The sequence below is a fragment of the Methylocystis sp. genome, from assembly GCF_051061225.1.
Classification (GTDB): domain Bacteria; phylum Pseudomonadota; class Alphaproteobacteria; order Rhizobiales; family Beijerinckiaceae; genus Methylocystis.
The window spans coordinates 19,962-37,090 of sequence record NZ_JBPFEB010000110.1 but is presented as its reverse complement, the minus strand read 5'-3'; the positions used below and the strand labels follow the sequence as shown (position 1 = coordinate 37,090).

Sequence of the window (17,129 nt, the reverse complement as noted above, 5' to 3'; positions counted from 1 at the left end):
TTATGGATTTTGCCCATGCCCGCCACCCGCCGCGCCTTTCTGACCGGCGTCGCCGCCACTGTTCTCGCGCTTCCGGCGCGTGGCGCCAGCCCCGCGGGACCGCGGATCATCGAGGCGCGCGCCGGAAAGGCCGCCATCGGGCCGAACGGCGAGACCGACATTCTCGGCTTCGACGGCGTCACGCCCGGCCCAGTGCTGCGCTACACGCAGGGAGAGCAGCTCGACGTGCGGCTGGTCAACCGGCTGGACCTTCCCGCCTCCATCCACTGGCATGGGATGCGCGGCGAGAACGCCATGGACGGCGTCGCGCCCCTGACTCAGCCCGCCGTCGCGCCGGGCGCCTCCTTCGAGTACCGGCGCCCGCTCCCGGAGCCCGGCCTCTTCTGCTACCGGCCGAGCGTTTTCGGGAAGACGCCCGAGCTGATGGGCCGTGGCCTCAAGGGCCTGCTCATCGTCGACGAGCCGGAGCCCCTGCCCGTCGACCACGACCTTCTGCTCGTCCTCGACGACTGGCGCCTCGACGCGCAGGGCAGGATCGAGGGCGGGTTCAACGCCGACGAGGAGGCGCGGGGCGCCGGGCGCATCGGCGCGCTGCTCGCCGTCAACGGCCGGGCGGCGCCCGCGACGCAGGACTTCGCCGCGAACGCGCGCGTCCGGCTGCGCCTCGCCAATCTGGCCAACGCCCGCATCATGATTCTCACCTTCGACGGCGCGCAGCCTTTCGTGACGGCGATCGACAGCCAGCCCTGCGACGCCTTCGAGCCCGTGCGGCGCAGCATTCCGGTCGCGCCCGGCGCGCGTTTCGAGCTCATCTTCGACATGCCGGCGAAGGAAGGCGATAAGGCGCGCGTCGTCATGCGCGGCGCCAACGGCGCCGAAAGCGAACTGCTCGTCGCGACTTCGAAAGGCGCGAAAAAAGAGCGCCGGGGCCTGATTTACTCCCTGCCGCAAAACCCCGCGCTCCCGCCCGAAATCAAGCTGAACAACTCGAAGAAGGTCGATCTCGTCATCGACGTCGGGCCGGGCGGCTGGACGATCAACGGCGCACAGAGCAAAGCCTATGAGGGGCCGCCGCTGTTCCGGGTGAAGCGGGGAACGCCCGTCACGCTCGGCTACGTCAACAAGAGCAAGGTTCCGCTCGCCATGCATGCGCATGGCCACGCCATGCGTCTGCTGCATGATCTCGACGACGGCTGGGAGCCCTACTGGCGCAATGGCGTCATCATCCCGGCCGGCAAGACCAAGCATGTCGCCTTCGTCGCCGACGCGCCGGGCAAATGGGCGATTCATGACGACATTCTGGAGCACGAGGCCGCCGGACTCGCCGCCTGGTTCGCCGTCGACTGACCTAAGCGCCCGCCGCAACTGTATGATTTTAGATGGATTGCGCCCCGCGCAGCCGCCTGTTACGCACTACGGCCAAGATCACGCCGTCGTGGCAACAGGAGCATTGGCAAGATGGCCGACATCGTCCCTCTCGGCCCGAAAGATCCCGCGGACTTTCCCGATTGGCGGTTTGAGACCCTGGAGATTGCGCGCCACGCCGAGACGGCCTCGGTCTGGATGACTTACCGCGCCGACGCGCCGCAGTGCTACACCTTGCCCATGCTGCTCGAACTGCTGCAATTGCGCGACTCGTTGCGCGCCCTGTGGCGGTCCGGCCGCATGCGCGACCTTCCCTTTCGCTATCTGGTCATGGCGGCGCGGCGGCCGGGCGTGTTTTCACTGGGCGGCGATCTGGCGACGTTCGCGACGGCCATTCGCGGGCGCGACGTCAAGACGCTGCTGGCCTATGCGCACGCCTGCGTCGATCTCGTCTACAGCTATTCGCAAAGCCTCGATCTGCCGATCGTCACGGTCTGCGCCGTGCACGGCCAGTGCCTCGGCGGCGCCATGGAGGCCGCGCTCGCCTTCGATTTCATTCTCGCGGAGGAGGACGCGCTGTTCGGCCTGCCCGAAGTGGCGTTCAACACCTTTCCCGGCATGGGCGCCGTCACCTTGCTGACGCGCCGCATCGGCCCCGCGCTGACCGAGCGCATCATCAGCAGCGGGGAAACCTACACCGGCCGCCAGATGTTCGAATTCGGGGTCGTCGATCAGCTCGCCCCGGCGGGCGGGGCGCGGGCCGCCGCCCTCGACTGGATGCGGGACGCCGGCGACGCGAAATGGCGGCGGCGGCGGGCGCTCGCCGAGGCGCGCCGCCGAAGCTACCCGATCACCCATGAGGAGCTTCTCCGCATCACCGACCTCTGGGCCGAGACATCCGCGCGCGTCGAGGAACGCGACCTGCGTCACATGGAGCGGCTCGTCCGCGCCCAGCAACGACTGATCCGGCAGGCGGAGAAAGCCTCGAAGCAGGAAGACGGAGTTTAATCTGCGGGCGGATCAGCGCCGGCCCAGACAGCCCCAGATGAAGCTCTCCAGAACGCCCCAGACCCCACCTGACGCGGAAATCTACGCCGACCTCGTCGAGACGCTGTTCGACACGACGCACACGCTCGTCACCGGCATTCTGTCGGGCGTTCTGGTTCCGGTCATCGCCTGGCTGTCGACAGGAAACGCGCATTACTTCCTGCTCGTCGTCATCCTGTCGCTCGCGGGCCTCTACCGGCTGCGCGTCCTGTGGGCGCATCAGCGCACGCCGATCCGGAATCGCCGCGCGGACGCGGGCGCATGGGAGCGCCGCTATGCGGCCGGCGCGATTGTCTCCATGACCCTGCTCGGCGTTTGCGTCGCGATCCTCTTCAACTTCCACCACGGCGAGATGATCAGCTATTATGGCGTGATCATCATGACCGGCGTCGTCGGCAATCTCGCCAGCCGCAACGCCGCCCGGCCCAATATCGTTTTCTGGCAGGTCATGGGGGCCTGCATGCCGCTGGCGGCGCTGCTGCTCGTGAATTTCCCGCCCTGGTACTGGGGCGTCTCCGCCTTTCTGTTCTTCGGCGCGCTGTCGGTCTTCCGGACGACCGAATTCCTGCACGGCCATCTCGAATCGGCGTTGCGCAACGGCGCCGACGCAATGCGTCAGCGGCGGAAGTTCAGCATTGCGCTGAACTCCATGACCCACGGCCTCTGCATGGGTGATTCGACGCTCACGATTTCGGTGATGAACCGCCGCATCGTCGAATTCTTCGGCATTGTCGCCGCCGCGACGCCGATCCGGCTCGAGGCGCTCGCTCACGCCATCGGGCGGAGCGGCGGCATGGCGGACGACGAGGCGACGCGCTTCGCCGCCAACTGGACGGAACACGCCGCCATGTCGCGCGCCAACGCCTTCACCTACCAGATCGGCGCCCGCTTCTTTGATTTCCACTGCGAACGCGCGGTGGACGGGGCCTTCATCACCGTGGTGGAGGATGTCACCGAGAAGGAGAACGCCCGTCGCGAAATCGAACGCATCGCGCATTTCGATGAGCTGACCGGACTGCCGAATCGCTATCAGTTCCAGCAGACGCTGGCGGAAGATCTCGAACGTCTCAAGCGCGAGGGGCTTCAGGCCGCGCTGCTCGCCATCGATCTCGACCGCTTCAAGGAGGTCAACGACACGCTCGGCCACGTCATCGGCGATCAATTGCTGACGCAGGTGGGCGAGCGGCTCGGCCTCTGCGCGCCGGCGCCCAATCTCGTCGCGCGGCTCGGCGGCGACGAATATTGCGTGCTGATTCGCGCCGCGCCCGGCGCGCCGGAGACAGCCGCCATGGCGGAGCGTGTTCTGGCGGAACTGCGGCGGCCCTTCTTCCTTGAAGGTCATCGCGTCACCGTTGGCGCCAGCATCGGCGTCGCGGTCGCGCCGGCGGACGCCGACACGCCAAGCGCGCTTCTCAAATGCAGCGATCTGGCGCTCTACGACGCGAAGGCGCGCGCGCGCGGCGGCGTCGCCTCCTATGTCCCGCAGATGCAGGAGGCGATGGCGAAGCGGCGCGAGATCGAGGAGGACTTGCGCCAGGCCGTCGCCAGGGACGAGCTGCTGATTCACTATCAGCCGATCGTCGATTCGCGGCGCGGCGCGATCGTCGCGATGGAGGCGCTGCTGCGCTGGCGCCATCCGCAACGCGGACTGGTCTCGCCGGCCGTGTTCATCCCGGTCGCGGAGGATAGCGGTCTGATCATCGAGATCGGCGCGTGGGTTCTGCGCCGCGCCTGCATCGATGCGAGAGACTGGCCCGCGCATGTCCGCGTCGCGGTCAATCTGGCGCCGCTGCAATTTCAGCAGCCCGACCTTCTGGCGCTCATCGAGGTGGCTCTGCGCGAAACCGGCCTGCCGTCGGATCGCCTCGAACTCGAAATCACCGAAAGCGCCTTCCTTTCGCACAGCGCCGATCTGGAAGCGAAGCTCTCCGGGATCGCCGCGCTGGGCGTGCGTCTGGCGCTCGATGACTTCGGCACGGGCTACAGCAGCCTGAGCTATCTCAACCGCTTCCCGGTGAACAAGGTGAAGATCGACCGGGCGTTCTCGCTTCAGGCCAATGAGTCGGCGAAGACGCAGGCGATCATCGGCGCCATTTCGACGCTCGCCCGCGACCTCGGGCTTGATCTCGTCGCCGAGGGCGTGGAGACCCATGCGCAGCTCTCGCTCATGGCCAGCAGAAACATCTTCCTCATACAGGGTTATCTCTACAGCAAGCCCCGGCCGATCGAGGAGCTGGCGCCCTATCTGGACAATTGGGCGGACGCGCCGCGGCTGGAGAACGTCGCGTAGAGCGCTTCCCGCCGAAGTCGAAACCGGCTGGGCCGCATATGGCGCAGACGCAAAAAAGGGGCCGCGCGGCCCCTTTTTCAATGCAGCGATCCCGACTCACGTCACTTGCGAATATCGACGAAACGCCCCGCGATGGCCGCCGCCGCCGCCATGGCGGGAGAGACGAGATGCGTGCGGCCCTTGAAGCCCTGACGGCCCTCGAAATTGCGGTTCGACGTCGAGGCGCAACGTTCGCCCGGCGCCAGACGATCGGGATTCATCGCAAGGCACATGGAGCAGCCCGGCTCGCGCCACTCGAACCCGGCGTCGGTGAAGATCCTGTCGAGACCCTCGGCCTCGGCCTGCGCCTTCACGAGGCCCGAGCCCGGCACGACCATGGCGTTGACGCGCTGATGGACTTTCTTGCCCTCCACCACCTTGGCGGCGGCGCGCAAATCCTCGATGCGGCCGTTGGTGCAGGAGCCGATGAAGACGCGGTCGATCTCGATGTCGGTGACCTTCTCGCCGCCCTTGAGCCCCATATAGGCCAGCGCGCGCTCGATGGCCGCGCGCTTCTGCGGGCTCTTGGCGGACTCGGGCGTCGGCACGGTTGCGTCGATGGCGACGACGTCCTCGGGGGACGTTCCCCAGGTGACGGTCGGCGCCAGCTTGCTCGCGTCGATCTTCACGACCTTATCGAAATGGGCGCCCTCGTCGGTGAAGAGGGTCTCCCAATATTTGCGCGCCATGTCGAAGGCCTCGCCCTTCGGACCCTTGGGGCGGTCCTTCAGATAGGCGAAGGTCTTCTCGTCCGGCGCGATGAGGCCGGCGCGGGCGCCCGCTTCGATCGACATGTTGCAGACCGTCATGCGGCCTTCCATCGACAGATCGCGGATGGCTTCGCCGGCATATTCGATCACATAGCCGGTGCCGCCGGCCGTGCCGATTTCGCCGATGATGGCGAGGATGATGTCCTTGGCGGTGGCAGCGTCGGCGAGCTTGCCGTCGACCTGCACCAGCATGTTCTTCGCCTTCTTCTGGATCAGCGTCTGCGTGGCGAGCACATGCTCGACCTCCGACGTGCCGATGCCATGCGCCAGCGAGCCGAAGGCGCCATGCGTCGAGGTGTGGCTGTCGCCGCAGACGATGGTCATGCCCGGCAGGGTGAAGCCCTGCTCCGGACCGACGATATGCACCACGCCCTGACGGCGGTCGTGCTCATTGTAATATTCCACGCCGAACTCGCGGGCGTTGGCCGCAAGCTGCTCGACCTGCGCCTTGCTCTCCGGGTCTTCGATCGGCAGCGAGCGGTCGGTCGTCGGCACGTTGTGGTCGACCACGGCGAGCGTCTTGCCCGGCGCGCGGACCTTGCGGCCGGACATGCGCAGACCCTCGAAGGCCTGCGGGCTGGTCACCTCGTGGACGAGATGGCGGTCGATGTAGAGCAGGCAGGCGCCGTCGTCCTGGCGGTCGACCACATGGTCGTCCCAGATCTTGTCGTAAAGCGTGCGCGGCCCGGTCGATTCTGCCATGGTCTTCCCTCTTGCCGCCGTCGCGGCCCAATGTCCCTCTCCCGGTAGAGCGGGGAGAGGGTCGTTGCCCCTTGAATTGCGGTTCTTCTAACCGTAACGCAAGCGCCATGGAAGAGAGTTCGCGCCCCGCCTTGGCCCTGCCCTCCGGCCTCGCGGCGGCCATCACAGCCCAGCTGGAGCATCGGCCGCGCAAGGCGCTGGCCGAAAGCGCGCGGCGGCTCTCTGAGAGCTACCGCGCCCGCAAGCCCACCGCCCAGGCCATCCGCGACGAGACCGACGCCCTCGCCTATGCGTTGACGCGCATGCCGGCGACTTACGCCGCGGTCGTGTCGGCGCTGGGGCGGCTCGCGGCCGAGCAGCCCGATTTCGCGCCGATAAGCCTTCTCGACGTCGGCTGCGGCCTCGGCGCCGCCGCCTACGCCGCCGCCTTGCTGTGGCCCGATCTCCAGAGCGTGGACATGGTCGACCGCAGCCCGGCCTTTCTGGCGCTCGCGGCGACGCTGGCCGGCGCGAGCGCCGTGGGGCCGGTCGCGGGCGCGCGCATTCTGGCGGGCGACATGACCCGGCTCGGCGGCGAGGCCGAACCGCGCGATCTGGTGACGGTCGCCTATGCGCTGACCGAACTCGGCGACGCCGATCTCGACCGTGTGGCCGACGCATTATGGGCGCGAACGGGGGGCGCGCTGGCGATCATCGAACCGGGCACGCCGCGCGATTACGCCCGGCTGATGCGCCTGCGCGACCGGCTGATCGGGCGCGGCGCGGCGATTCTCGCGCCCTGCCCGCACGGGCGGCCCTGCCCGCTCGCGGCGCCCGACTGGTGTCATTTCTCCGCGCGCCTGCCGCGCTCGCGGGCGCACAAGGAGCTGAAAGGGGCCGAGGCGCCCTATGAGGATGAGAAATTCTCCTATCTCGTGGCGGCCCGCACCGGGCTCGCGCCCTCGGGCCGCATCCTCGCGCCGGCGCGCCACGGCAAGGCTGGCGTGACGCTGAAGCTTTGCGAAAGCGCGGGTTTACGCGAAATTTCCCTGCCCAAGCGGGACAAGGCCCGCTATGAAAGATACCGCAAAAAAGACTGGGGCGACGCCATCGTCGTCCTTCCGGAGGAAGATGGATGAACCAGCGCCCGAGGGTTGCGCCCTATCTGACCGTCAGCCCGGCCGCCGCGGCGATCGCCTTTTACACGGGCGCCTTCAGCGCCAAGCAGCGCGCGCTGATGCCATCGGTGGATGGTCTGCGCATCGCGCATTGTGAATTGAGCATCAATGGCGGCTCGGTGATGCTGGCGGATTTCTTCCCCGAATTCGGCCAGACCCGCGTGCCCATGCCGGGCGACAGCGCGACGGTCTCGATCAGCCTCGAATATGACTCGGCCACGGAAGTCGACGACGTCTGCTCGCGCGCCGCCAAGCTCGGCGCCAAGATCGAGACCCAGCCGACGAACTCCTTCTGGGGCACGCGCTACGCCAGCCTGCGCGATCCCTTCGGGCATCGGTGGATTCTCAACGGGCAGCTTGACAAGTAGGGGCTGTAGACGCGCGCCCGACGAAGGCGGATGATCCACGCATTGGCCCCTAGACCTCACCCATGGGAGCAACCCATGCGCTACGTCCTGTCCGTGATCTTGCTTTGCGCCGTCGCCATGCCGGCGTCCGCTGCGTCGAAGGCCGGCGCCGGTCGACCCTCCGTCTCCAAGGCCTCCGCGGCGGGAAAGCAGATCCGCGCGCCATCTCATGGCAAGAGCCGTGACGACCTGGGCGGCATTCATCCGCTGGTCGGAAGCGGCGGGTATTGAAACAAAACCGCCCGGCGCCTCTCGGCGCCGGGCGGTGCAATCCGTTGTCAGCGCGGCGCGTCTCAGCCCGCGGTCTTGGCCTTGTGATCCACGCGCTCGGCGATACGGGCCGACTTGCCGCGGCGATCGCGCAGATAATAGAGCTTGGCGCGGCGGACCTTGCCGCGGCGGACCAGCTTGATCGAGTCGATCAGCGGGCCATGGATCGGGAAGACGCGCTCGACGCCCTCGCCATAGGAAATCTTGCGGACGGTGAAGCTCTCGTTGAGGCCGCCGCCGTTGCGGGCGATCACCACGCCTTCATAGGCCTGCACGCGGGAGCGCTCGCCTTCCTTCACCTTGACGTTCACGATCACCGTGTCGCCGGGACGGAAGTCCGGGATGGTCTTGCCTTCGATGAGCCGGGCGGCCTGTTCGGCCTCGAGCTGCTCGATGATGTTCATGGGTCAAAACTCCTGCCGTTTCGTCTGTAGCCTTATGGCCGACGAGCGTTTCGGAACGCTGTTTTAGTTGAGGCTGCTCCCCATACAGGAGACGGCGGCCTTTGTCGAGTGCGCGCCAGCCCTTCCGGCGCGAAAGAAGTCCGCGCGCCGGGGGACGCCTGTCGCGAACATGCGACCTATATAGCCTTGCCGGGGCGGCTGGCCATAACACAACTCTAGCAGAGGGAACATAAAATGACCCAGCAGCAGGAGGAGCGCCAGGGAGATCGCACGGGAGCGATGGCGTCCGAGTTCATGGCCGAGGGCCGTCAGCGGATGGAGGACGTGGCGGGCGCGCAGTCGGAGTTCTGGAACAAGCTGCAGCACTCCAATCGGAAGTGGCTGGACCGGATGCAGAACGAGGCGTCCATGGCGGCGGATCTCGCCTCGCGACTCACCTCCGCCCGGTCTTTGACCGAAACAGCCAGCCTTTTCCAGAACTGGACCATGAAACATATGGAAATGGCCGCGGAGGACGCGCGCCGGGTGATGACGGACACACAGGACATCCTCGCCGCCGGCGCCCGCTTCTGGACGAATCTGGGCGGGGACGGCAAGAGCCGCCGGCATTGACGCGACGGCGGCGGAGGCGCGCGGCTGCGCGCCCCCGGCGCCTTCTATTCATGCTCCAGATCGTGCGCGAAGCCGACCTTGAGCGTCACCTGATATTTCTCGACATTGCCCTTGTCGATGCGGCCGCGGATCTGCATCACCTCGAACCATTGGAGATGACGCAGGCTGAGCCCCGCGCGCTGAATGGCGGCGGTGATGGCGTCCTCGATGCTGTCGGGAGAGGCGCCGACGAGTTCGACAACCTTATAGACTGTATGCTCCATGAAAGGCTCCTGCTGAACGCTGTGCGCCCTCAAGAAGTAGAGCGGCGCGCGGCGCGCGCATGGCGCCGCCGTGCGTGAGAGACCTTCGCGTCTTGTGTTCCGCCGCCGGTCGACCTTATTCCCCCCACGCGGCCCACGTGTTAGAGGGGCGCTCCCGCAGTCCTGAGGATTCTCTTCCGCCCATGTCCGATGTCGTCACCCGCTTCGCGCCGTCGCCCACCGGCTTCCTGCATATTGGCGGGGCGCGCACCGCGCTGTTCAATTGGCTCTACGCCAGGCTCCATGGCGGGCGGATGATGCTGCGCATCGAGGACACCGACCGCGAACGCTCCACGCAGGCCGCCATCGACGCCATCATCGACGGCATGAAATGGCTCGGCCTGAATTGGGACGGCGACATTGTCTACCAGTTCTCCCGCGCCCCGCGTCACCGCGAGGTGGCGGAGGAGCTGCTGGCGAAGGGCAAGGCCTATCGCTGCTACGCCACGGCGCAGGAGCTGGAGGAGATGCGCGAGCTGGCGCGCGCCGAGAAGCGCCCGCCGCGCTACGACGGCCGCTGGCGCGATCGCGATCCGTCCGAGGCGCCCGCCGGCGCGCCCTTCGTGATCCGCCTGAAGGCCCCGCTGGAGGGCGAGACGGTGATCGAGGACGCCGTGCAGGGCCGCGTCGTCTTCCCCAATAAGGACATCGATGATTTCGTGCTGCTGCGCTCCGACGGCACGCCCACCTACATGCTCGCGGTCGTCGTCGACGACCACGATATGGGCGTCACGCAGATCATCCGCGGCGACGACCATCTGACCAACGCCGCGCGCCAGAAGCAGATCTATGAAGCCATGGGCTGGGAGACCCCGGCCTTCGCCCATATTCCGCTGATCCACGGGCCGGACGGCGCCAAGCTCTCCAAGCGTCACGGCGCGCTCGGCGTCGACGCCTATCGCGCCATGGGCCATCTGCCGGCGGCGCTGCGCAATTATCTGGTGCGGCTGGGCTGGAGCCAGGGCGACAAGGAATTCTTCACCCTGCCGGAGATGATCGAATCCTTCGATCTCGCGCAGGTGCATCGCTCGCCGGCGCGATTCGACTTCGCCAAGCTCGAAAACATGAACGGGCATTATCTGCGCGACACGCCCGACGATGAGCTGTTCGAGAGTCTCGTCGACACGCTGCCCTATCTCGAAGGCGGCCAGGCGGTGGCGCAGGCGCTCGACGATCGCAAGCGCGCGCAACTGCGCGCGGCGCTCTCCGGGCTGAAGGCGCGCGCGAAGACGCTGAACGAACTGGTCGACGGCGCCGGCTTTCTGTTCGCGCAGCGGCCCCTGCCGCTCGACGACAAGGCGCAGAAGCTTCTCTCGCCGGAGGCGAAAGCGCGGCTTGCCGCGCTCGGCCCCAAGCTCGCCGCGCTGTCCGACTGGACGGCCGCCTCCACCGAAGGGGTCGTGCGCGATCTTTCTGTGGAGCTTGGCGTCAAGCTCGGCGATCTCGCCCAGCCGTTGCGCGCCGCGCTCACCGGCCGCTCCACCTCGCCGGGGATTTTCGACGTGCTCGAAATTCTCGGGCGCGAGGAGAGCCTCGCCCGTATCGCCGACCAGAGCGCCTGACAGGCGCGCTTAATGGGACTCCCTCTCCCCGCGGGGCAGGGAGAGGGAGCGTATGCGAACCCATTGTGGGCGCGACCGTCGGCGTCCGTCGCCGCGTAAAGCTTGACAGCCCCGACGGTTGATATAGCTTTTTTGCAGCGCACAAGAGGCCGTCCCCCGGCCAGTCTGTGCAAAGGTCAAGGCCTGCCAGCGTTGCGACGCAATTTTGAACGAGCGTTCGCTGGGCGAGTCCCGGCGCCGATCTTTCGCGCGCCCAGGTCGACAAGTGAGGTGCGCAATGGCCGACAATAAGGGTTCCTTCACTATCGGGGACAAGACCATCGATCTACCGGTCATGGATGGGACATTGGGACCGTCCGTCGTGGACATTCGTCATCTCTATGCCGAGACGGAGATGTTCACCTTCGATCCCGGCTTCACCTCGACGGCCTCCTGCGAATCGAAGATCACTTTCATCGACGGCGACGCGGGCGTGCTGCTCTATCGCGGCTACCCGATCGACCAGCTCGCCGAGCACGGCGACTTTCTGGAGACCTGCTATCTGCTGCTCTACGGGGAGCTCCCCTCGGCGGCGGAGAAGGCGAATTTCGATTACCGCATCACGCGCCACACCATGGTGCATGAGCAGATGGCCCGCTTCTTCCAGGGCTTCCGCCGCGACGCGCATCCGATGGCGGTGATGGTGGCCTCGGTCGGCGCGCTCTCGGCCTTCTATCACGACTCGACCAATATCGCCGATCCCGTGCAGCGCATGGTCGCCTCGACGCGCATGATCGCCAAGATCCCGACGCTGGCGGCGATGGCCTACAAATATTCGATCGGCCAGCCGTTCGTTTATCCCAAGAACGACCTCGACTACACGTCGAACTTCCTGCGCATGTGCTTCGCCGTGCCCTGTGAGGAATACAAGGTCAATCCGGTTCTCTCCCGCGCGCTGGACCGCATCTTCATCCTGCACGCCGACCACGAGCAGTACGCCTCGACCTCGACGGGCCGTCTCTCCGGCTCGTCGGGGGCGAATCCCTTCGCCTGCATCGCGGCGGGCATCGCCTCGCTGTGGGGGCCGGCGCATGGCGGCGCCAATGAAGCGGTGCTGAAAATGCTCGCCGAAATCGGCACGCCCGAGCGCATCCCGCAGTTCATCGCCCGCGCCAAGGACAAGAACGATCCCTTCCGCCTGATGGGCTTCGGCCATCGCGTCTACAAGAACTACGATCCGCGCGCGAAGATCATGCAGCGCACGACCCGCGAGGTCCTCAACGAACTCGGCGTGAAGGACGATCTGCTCGACGTGGCGCTGGAGCTGGAGCGCATCGCCCTCTCCGACGAGTATTTCATCGAGAAGAAGCTTTATCCGAACATCGACTTCTATTCGGGCATCACGCTGAAGGCGATGAATTTCCCGGTGGCGATGTTCACCGTGCTGTTCGCCGTGGCGCGCACGGTGGGCTGGATCGCCCAGTGGAAGGAGATGATCGAGGACTCCGGCTCCAAGATCGGCCGCCCGCGCCAGCTCTACACCGGCGAGAAGCGGCGCGATTATGTGCCGATGTCGAAGCGGTAGACCCACAGTCCTGATGAAGGCCACAATCCGCTCCCTCTCCCGCGAAGTTGGGGAGGGGGCAGACAAACGGCGGCGGCCGCGCGCAATTGCGCTCTCCCAAATCGTCGCCTCCTGGATTAGATGAAGGCCCACCATCTCTTCCCGGAGCCTCCGTGTCCTCGCAAATTTCCGATATCTGGTTCGAGACGCGCGTCGCCGCCGAGAGCCTCGCCGATTTCGTGGCCGGGGCGCGCCTGAGGCTGGGCGTCACCGGCCTGTCGCGCGCGGGCAAGACCGTTTTCATCACCTCGCTCGTCCATCACCTCACCCGCGCGCTGGCGGCGGGGCGCAAGGCGCATCTGCCGGTGTTCCGCGCCTTCTCGGAGGGCCGCATCGTCTCGGCCCATCTCGATCCGCAGCCCGACTTCAACGTGCCGCGCTTCGCCTATGAGGAACATCTTGAGGCGCTGACCAGCGGCGAAGAACGCCATTGGCCGCAATCGACCCGCCGCATTTCGGAATTGCGCGTCTCCATCGAGTTCAACTGCAAGGCCTGGTCGCTGCGCCATCTGGGGCAGGAACATGCGCGGCTCGACATCGACATCGTCGATTATCCCGGCGAATGGCTGCTCGATCTGCCGCTGCTGGGCAAGACCTATGCGCAATGGTCGCATGAGACGCTGGAGGCGGCGAGCGCCGCCGCCCGCGCGCCCATCGCCGCCGACTGGCGCGGCGCGACGGCGCAGGCCGATCCGAAAGGCCGCTATTCCGAGCAGACCGCCCAGAAGCTCGCGAAGCTCTTCACCGACTATCTGCGCCTCGCGAAAACCGAGCGCTTCGCCCTCTCGACCTTGCCGCCCGGGCGTTTCCTCATGCCCGGCGACCTCGAAGGCTCGCCGGCGCTGACCTTCGCGCCGCTGCCGGTGGCGGAGGGGGAGGAACTGCCCTATCGCAGCCTCGGCCGCGAGATGGAGCGCCGTTACGAGGCCTACAAGACGCATGTGGTGAAGCCCTTCTTCCGCGATCATTTCGCGCGGCTGGATCGGCAGATCGTGCTGGTCGACGCGTTGACCGCGCTCAATTCCGGGCCGGCGGCCGTGCGTGATCTCGAAAACGCGCTCACGGACGTGCTCAACGCCTTCCGCACGGGGCGCTCCAATCTGATTTCACAAATGTTTCGGCCGAAGATCGACCGCATTCTCTTCGCGGCGACGAAGGCGGATCATCTGCATCACACCAGCCACGACCGGCTGGAGGCGATCCTGCGCCATCTGACGGCGCGCGCCATTGCGCGGGCGGAGGGGGTGGGCGCGGAGATCGACGTGATCGCCATGGCCGCCGTGCGCGCGACCCGCGAGGCGATCGTCCGCCACGAGGGCGAAAAGCTTTCGGCCATCGTCGGCACGCCCATCGAAGGCGAGCGCATCGGCGACGACGTTTTTGACGGAATCGCCGAGGGCGCGATCTTTCCGGGCGAATTGCCGGACGATCCGAAACTAGTGTTCCGGGGCGACGCGCTGGCGCTCGACGAGGAGGAGGCCGAGTATCGCTTCCTGAAGTTCCGTCCCCCGGTCGCGAAGATCGCAAAGGATCGGGAAGCGCTGCCGCTCCCGCATATCCGGCTGGATCGCGCCATGGAGTTTCTGTTCGGCGACAAGCTGGCCTGAGACTGGGGAGGTTTCGCAACGATCCCCGCAAGGGGAGGTATGACGATCGCCGGCCGGCGCCCCTTCCCGCGAAGCCGAGCGGCGAAGGGATGAAACGAACGCTGGGCATGAACTCTCCCTCCCCCTTGCGGGGAGGGTGGCGCCGCGAAGCGGCGTCGGGTCGGGGTCAGCCGCAACAGCGCCGAAGCGGCGAGGAGCCCCACCCGGCGGTCTTCGACCGCCGACCTCCCCGCAAGGGGGAGGTAGGGGGATCGCCGGCGAGGCGCTAAACCTCTTCCCGCACCTCCACCGGCTCCGGCCGGGGCGCGTCCACCGCCGGCTCCTTGTCGCCGTTCACCAGTTCGACGATGCCCGCCTCTATCGCCAGCGCGCTGGCCGCCGCGGCCGCGGCGAGCTTGTCGAGTTCGGGCAGTTGCAGAATGGTCTTCGGCGGCTCGGCCGTTGCCGCCATCTTGATCCCCGCTTCGGCGAGGCGGCGATGCAGGTCAAAATGCAGGTCGCTGCGCACGCGCGAGGATTTCTCGACGTCCGCCACATAGCACCACAGCTCGAACTTGAAGCCAGACGCCTCCATGCCGAGGAACATCACCTGCGGGGCCGGAATGCGCAGCACGTCATCCTGCGCCCGGGCGGCGGCGAGCAGGATGTCCCGCATCACTTCCGGATCGACGCCGGAATGCGGCGACAGCGCCACCTTGATGCGGCCGATCCTGTCGCCGCGTAGCCAGTTCTTGACGATGCCGGTGATCAGATTCGAGTTCGGCACGATCATCGTCGCGCGATCGAAGGTTTCGATCTCCGTCGAGCGCACGTTGATCCGCCGCACATAGCCCTGCTCGTCGCCGACGACGACCCAGTCGCCGACGCGAATGGCGCGCTCCCACAGGAGAATGAGGCCAGAGACGAAATTGCCGACAATCGACTGGAGGCCGAAACCAATGCCGACCGAAAGCGCGCCCGCGACGATGGCGAGCTTCTCGACGCCGATGCCGAGACTCGACATCGAAACGAGGGCCGCCGCGATCACGCCGAGGTAGCCGAGCGTGGCGTTGATCGAACTGCGCAGGCCGACGTCCAGCCGCGTCAAGGGCAGAAGGCGCGTGTCCAGCCAGCGACGCAACCCCTGCGCGGCCGCCAGCACGCCGAAAAACAACCCAACGGCGGCGATCGCCGACGAGGGCGAGATGGTGACGTCGCCGATCTTGAACGAGAAGAAGGCGTTGCGGATCGTCGCCAATATGTCGTTCGACTCATAGCCGAAGGGCGCGACCGCGACGATCGCCGCGGCGCCCCAGGCGATGATCGTGACCACGCCGGAGAGGAGAACGCCGATCGGCGCAAGCTGGTCGCGCTTGACGCCCAGTCCGCCGATCAGGCTGCGCCCGAGAATTCCCCCGGGGGAAAAGGCGTGCTCCAGGCCGCCGGCGGAGAGAACCACCACGACATAGAGCGTGAAGGCGACGCCCGCGGTCCAGGCGGCCTGGAGAATCACGAAATTGGCGAACGTGACGTAGCCGAAGGCGCAGGCCCCGACGATGGCGACGAGCAGCAGCGCGCCGACGAAGCGGGTCAGCGCCAGCCAGTCCCTGCCTTCGCGCGTCGCGCCCGCCTCGCCTTCCGCGACGACCTTGCGGGGCGCCAGCGCGATCACGGCCCAGAGCAGGAGAAGCGCCACGACCATGACGCCCACGCCGCGTGTCACGATCACGACCGGCAGGCTGGCCTGCACGACCTCCTCGATGTGTTCGGCGAAGCGCGTGATCGACAGGGCGATCGCGGCCGCGGTGAGAAGCCGCACGAACAGTCTGGCGAGGCGGTCGCCGGGGTCGATCACGCGCCAGGCGGCGTTGGCGGGGGCGAAGACCGCGCGGGCCGCGCCATAGACGAAAGACACGCGCGCAATGGCTTCGAAGACGCGCCACCAGACGGGCTGAAGCGAGGCGTCGAGAAGGTCCATCCCCTCCAGAGCCGCGTCGAGGGCGGCGGCGGCGGCGATCGGCACGGCGGCGGCGACGATTGCGGTCCAGCCGGCGCCCGCGGCGCGGCGCAGCCGCGTCGGCGTCGTCCCGGCATGATTGCGCGTCAGCACGCGCCGCGACAGCAAGAAGGCCGGCGGCAGCAGCAGGACGATCACAAGCACGATGGCGATGAATTGCGCCTTGCGACTCTCGACCCGGTTCGAGAAATTGGCGAAGCGGTCGGACAGGAAGCTCGCGCCCTCCCCCGCGACCACGGGCAGATCGGCCAGCGCCGCGCGCCAGAGGTCGACCGAGAACAGCCCATTGGTGCGCAGGAACAGCGTCCTGGCAAAAAGATCGCGCTGGCGCGCGACGATCTGCAGATTGATCTGCCGCGTCTCCAGCAGCATGGCGCGCGCCCGCTTGAGGGTCGCCTCGATCGAATCGAATGTCTTGCGCTGCTCGACCAGTTCGGCGCTGGCGCTGGCCTCGGCGGAGCCCGCCGCCGCTTCGGCGGGCGGCGCGGCGGTTGACGCCGAGGGCGGCGGTTGCGGCTTGGCGGCGTCGGCCTTGCCCGCGTCCTTGCCGGCGTCCTTGCCCGCCGGCGCGGGCGACGCGGGCCGCTGGGGCGGCAGCGGCGGCGGCTTCTGCTGCGCCTGCGCGGGCGGCTGGGCCGGGGCCGCCGCGGGGGCTGGCGCCGGCGCGGGAGCCGCGGCGGTTTGCGGCTCGGCCGGTTTGGGAGCAAGCTCCTTGAGCCGCGCCTCCACCGCCGCCAGACGCGGCGTCAGCTGGTCGATCGTCTCTTCGAGCTCGCGACGCAAGGGCTCCATTTTGTCGCGCATCGACCGCAGCGCGCGGTCGGAGAGATTGGGGTCTTCGAGAGACTTGTGCGCCTCGTCCAGCGCGCTGCGGGTGCGGTCGAGCCGGGCGTTGACCTGATCGAGCGTCGTCGGGGCGTCTTCCGCCGCCGCGCGCAGCGGAGCCAGGGCGAGAATGCAAAGGATGAAAACAAGGGACAGTCTGCGCAAGCGCAT

At 67.2% G+C, this 17,129-nt stretch carries 14 protein-coding genes; 10 read left to right on the top strand and 4 right to left on the bottom strand.

Features of this window, described 5'->3' with window-relative positions:
• Nucleotides 1-15 precede the first annotated feature (15 nt).
• The 3 genes from ACR652_RS19305 to ACR652_RS19295 all read left to right on the top strand — a co-directional run bounded on the left by ACR652_RS19305 (nucleotide 16) and on the right by ACR652_RS19295 (nucleotide 4,702).
• Entirely contained in the window at nucleotides 16-1,347 is a 1,332-nt protein-coding gene (locus ACR652_RS19305; RefSeq protein WP_434508101.1) for a multicopper oxidase family protein, read from the top strand.
• A 111-nt stretch (nucleotides 1,348-1,458) separates the two neighbouring features.
• Complete coding sequence (locus ACR652_RS19300; protein ID WP_434508100.1) at nucleotides 1,459-2,373, top strand: crotonase/enoyl-CoA hydratase family protein; 915 nt, start codon at nucleotides 1,459-1,461, stop codon at nucleotides 2,371-2,373.
• Between the two features lie 37 nt (nucleotides 2,374-2,410).
• Nucleotides 2,411-4,702: a putative bifunctional diguanylate cyclase/phosphodiesterase gene (locus tag ACR652_RS19295; RefSeq protein ID WP_434508099.1), complete on the top strand. Its 2,292-nt coding sequence runs from the start codon at nucleotides 2,411-2,413 to the stop codon at nucleotides 4,700-4,702.
• Between the two features lie 101 nt (nucleotides 4,703-4,803).
• Here the strand turns inward: ACR652_RS19295 and leuC are convergent, their stop codons facing one another.
• Nucleotides 4,804-6,213 (bottom strand): 3-isopropylmalate dehydratase large subunit, encoded by a 1,410-nt coding sequence (leuC, locus tag ACR652_RS19290; protein WP_434508098.1) that lies wholly within the window; start codon nucleotides 6,211-6,213, stop codon nucleotides 4,804-4,806.
• Nucleotides 6,214-6,320: 107 nt separating this feature from the next.
• Between leuC and ACR652_RS19285 the strand changes: the two genes are divergently transcribed.
• From ACR652_RS19285 to ACR652_RS19275, 3 genes are all read left to right on the top strand, one after another.
• Nucleotides 6,321-7,331, top strand: coding sequence for a small ribosomal subunit Rsm22 family protein (locus ACR652_RS19285; RefSeq protein ID WP_434508097.1), 1,011 nt, complete (start codon nucleotides 6,321-6,323; stop codon nucleotides 7,329-7,331).
• Entirely contained in the window at nucleotides 7,328-7,738 is a 411-nt protein-coding gene (locus ACR652_RS19280; protein WP_434508096.1) for a VOC family protein, read from the top strand. Before ACR652_RS19285 ends, ACR652_RS19280 begins: the two co-directional genes overlap by 4 nt.
• 75 nt (nucleotides 7,739-7,813) lie before the next feature.
• Complete coding sequence (locus ACR652_RS19275) at nucleotides 7,814-8,008, top strand: hypothetical protein (RefSeq protein ID WP_434508095.1); 195 nt, start codon at nucleotides 7,814-7,816, stop codon at nucleotides 8,006-8,008.
• A 62-nt stretch (nucleotides 8,009-8,070) separates the two neighbouring features.
• Here the strand turns inward: ACR652_RS19275 and rplS are convergent, their stop codons facing one another.
• Nucleotides 8,071-8,451 carry a 50S ribosomal protein L19 gene (gene rplS, locus ACR652_RS19270; protein WP_434508094.1) on the bottom strand — a complete coding sequence of 127 codons (381 nt, stop codon included), beginning with the start codon at nucleotides 8,449-8,451 and terminating at the stop codon, nucleotides 8,071-8,073.
• Nucleotides 8,452-8,685: 234 nt separating this feature from the next.
• Between rplS and ACR652_RS19265 the strand changes: the two genes are divergently transcribed.
• Nucleotides 8,686-9,063 carry a hypothetical protein gene (locus ACR652_RS19265; RefSeq protein WP_434508093.1) on the top strand — a complete coding sequence of 126 codons (378 nt, stop codon included), beginning with the start codon at nucleotides 8,686-8,688 and terminating at the stop codon, nucleotides 9,061-9,063.
• Between the two features lie 44 nt (nucleotides 9,064-9,107).
• Here ACR652_RS19265 and ACR652_RS19260 read toward each other — a convergent pair whose 3' ends face one another.
• Complete coding sequence (locus tag ACR652_RS19260; protein ID WP_434508092.1) at nucleotides 9,108-9,326, bottom strand: dodecin; 219 nt, start codon at nucleotides 9,324-9,326, stop codon at nucleotides 9,108-9,110.
• Between the two features lie 182 nt (nucleotides 9,327-9,508).
• On the opposite strand from ACR652_RS19260, the gene gltX reads away from it, so the two are divergent.
• The 3 genes from gltX (at nucleotide 9,509) to ACR652_RS19245 (ending at nucleotide 14,137) form a co-directional block, all read left to right on the top strand.
• Complete coding sequence (gene gltX, locus ACR652_RS19255; RefSeq protein WP_434508091.1) at nucleotides 9,509-10,927, top strand: glutamate--tRNA ligase; 1,419 nt, start codon at nucleotides 9,509-9,511, stop codon at nucleotides 10,925-10,927.
• 277 nt (nucleotides 10,928-11,204) lie between these two features.
• On the top strand, nucleotides 11,205-12,491 hold the full coding sequence (locus ACR652_RS19250) for a citrate synthase (protein WP_434508090.1): 1,287 nt from the start codon (nucleotides 11,205-11,207) through the stop codon (nucleotides 12,489-12,491).
• A gap of 152 nt (nucleotides 12,492-12,643) precedes the next feature.
• Nucleotides 12,644-14,137 carry a YcjX family protein gene (locus ACR652_RS19245; RefSeq protein ID WP_434508089.1) on the top strand — a complete coding sequence of 498 codons (1,494 nt, stop codon included), beginning with the start codon at nucleotides 12,644-12,646 and terminating at the stop codon, nucleotides 14,135-14,137.
• Between the two features lie 265 nt (nucleotides 14,138-14,402).
• Here ACR652_RS19245 and ACR652_RS19240 read toward each other — a convergent pair whose 3' ends face one another.
• Nucleotides 14,403-17,123: a DUF3772 domain-containing protein gene (locus tag ACR652_RS19240; RefSeq protein ID WP_434508088.1), complete on the bottom strand. Its 2,721-nt coding sequence runs from the start codon at nucleotides 17,121-17,123 to the stop codon at nucleotides 14,403-14,405.
• Nucleotides 17,124-17,129 lie beyond the last annotated feature (6 nt).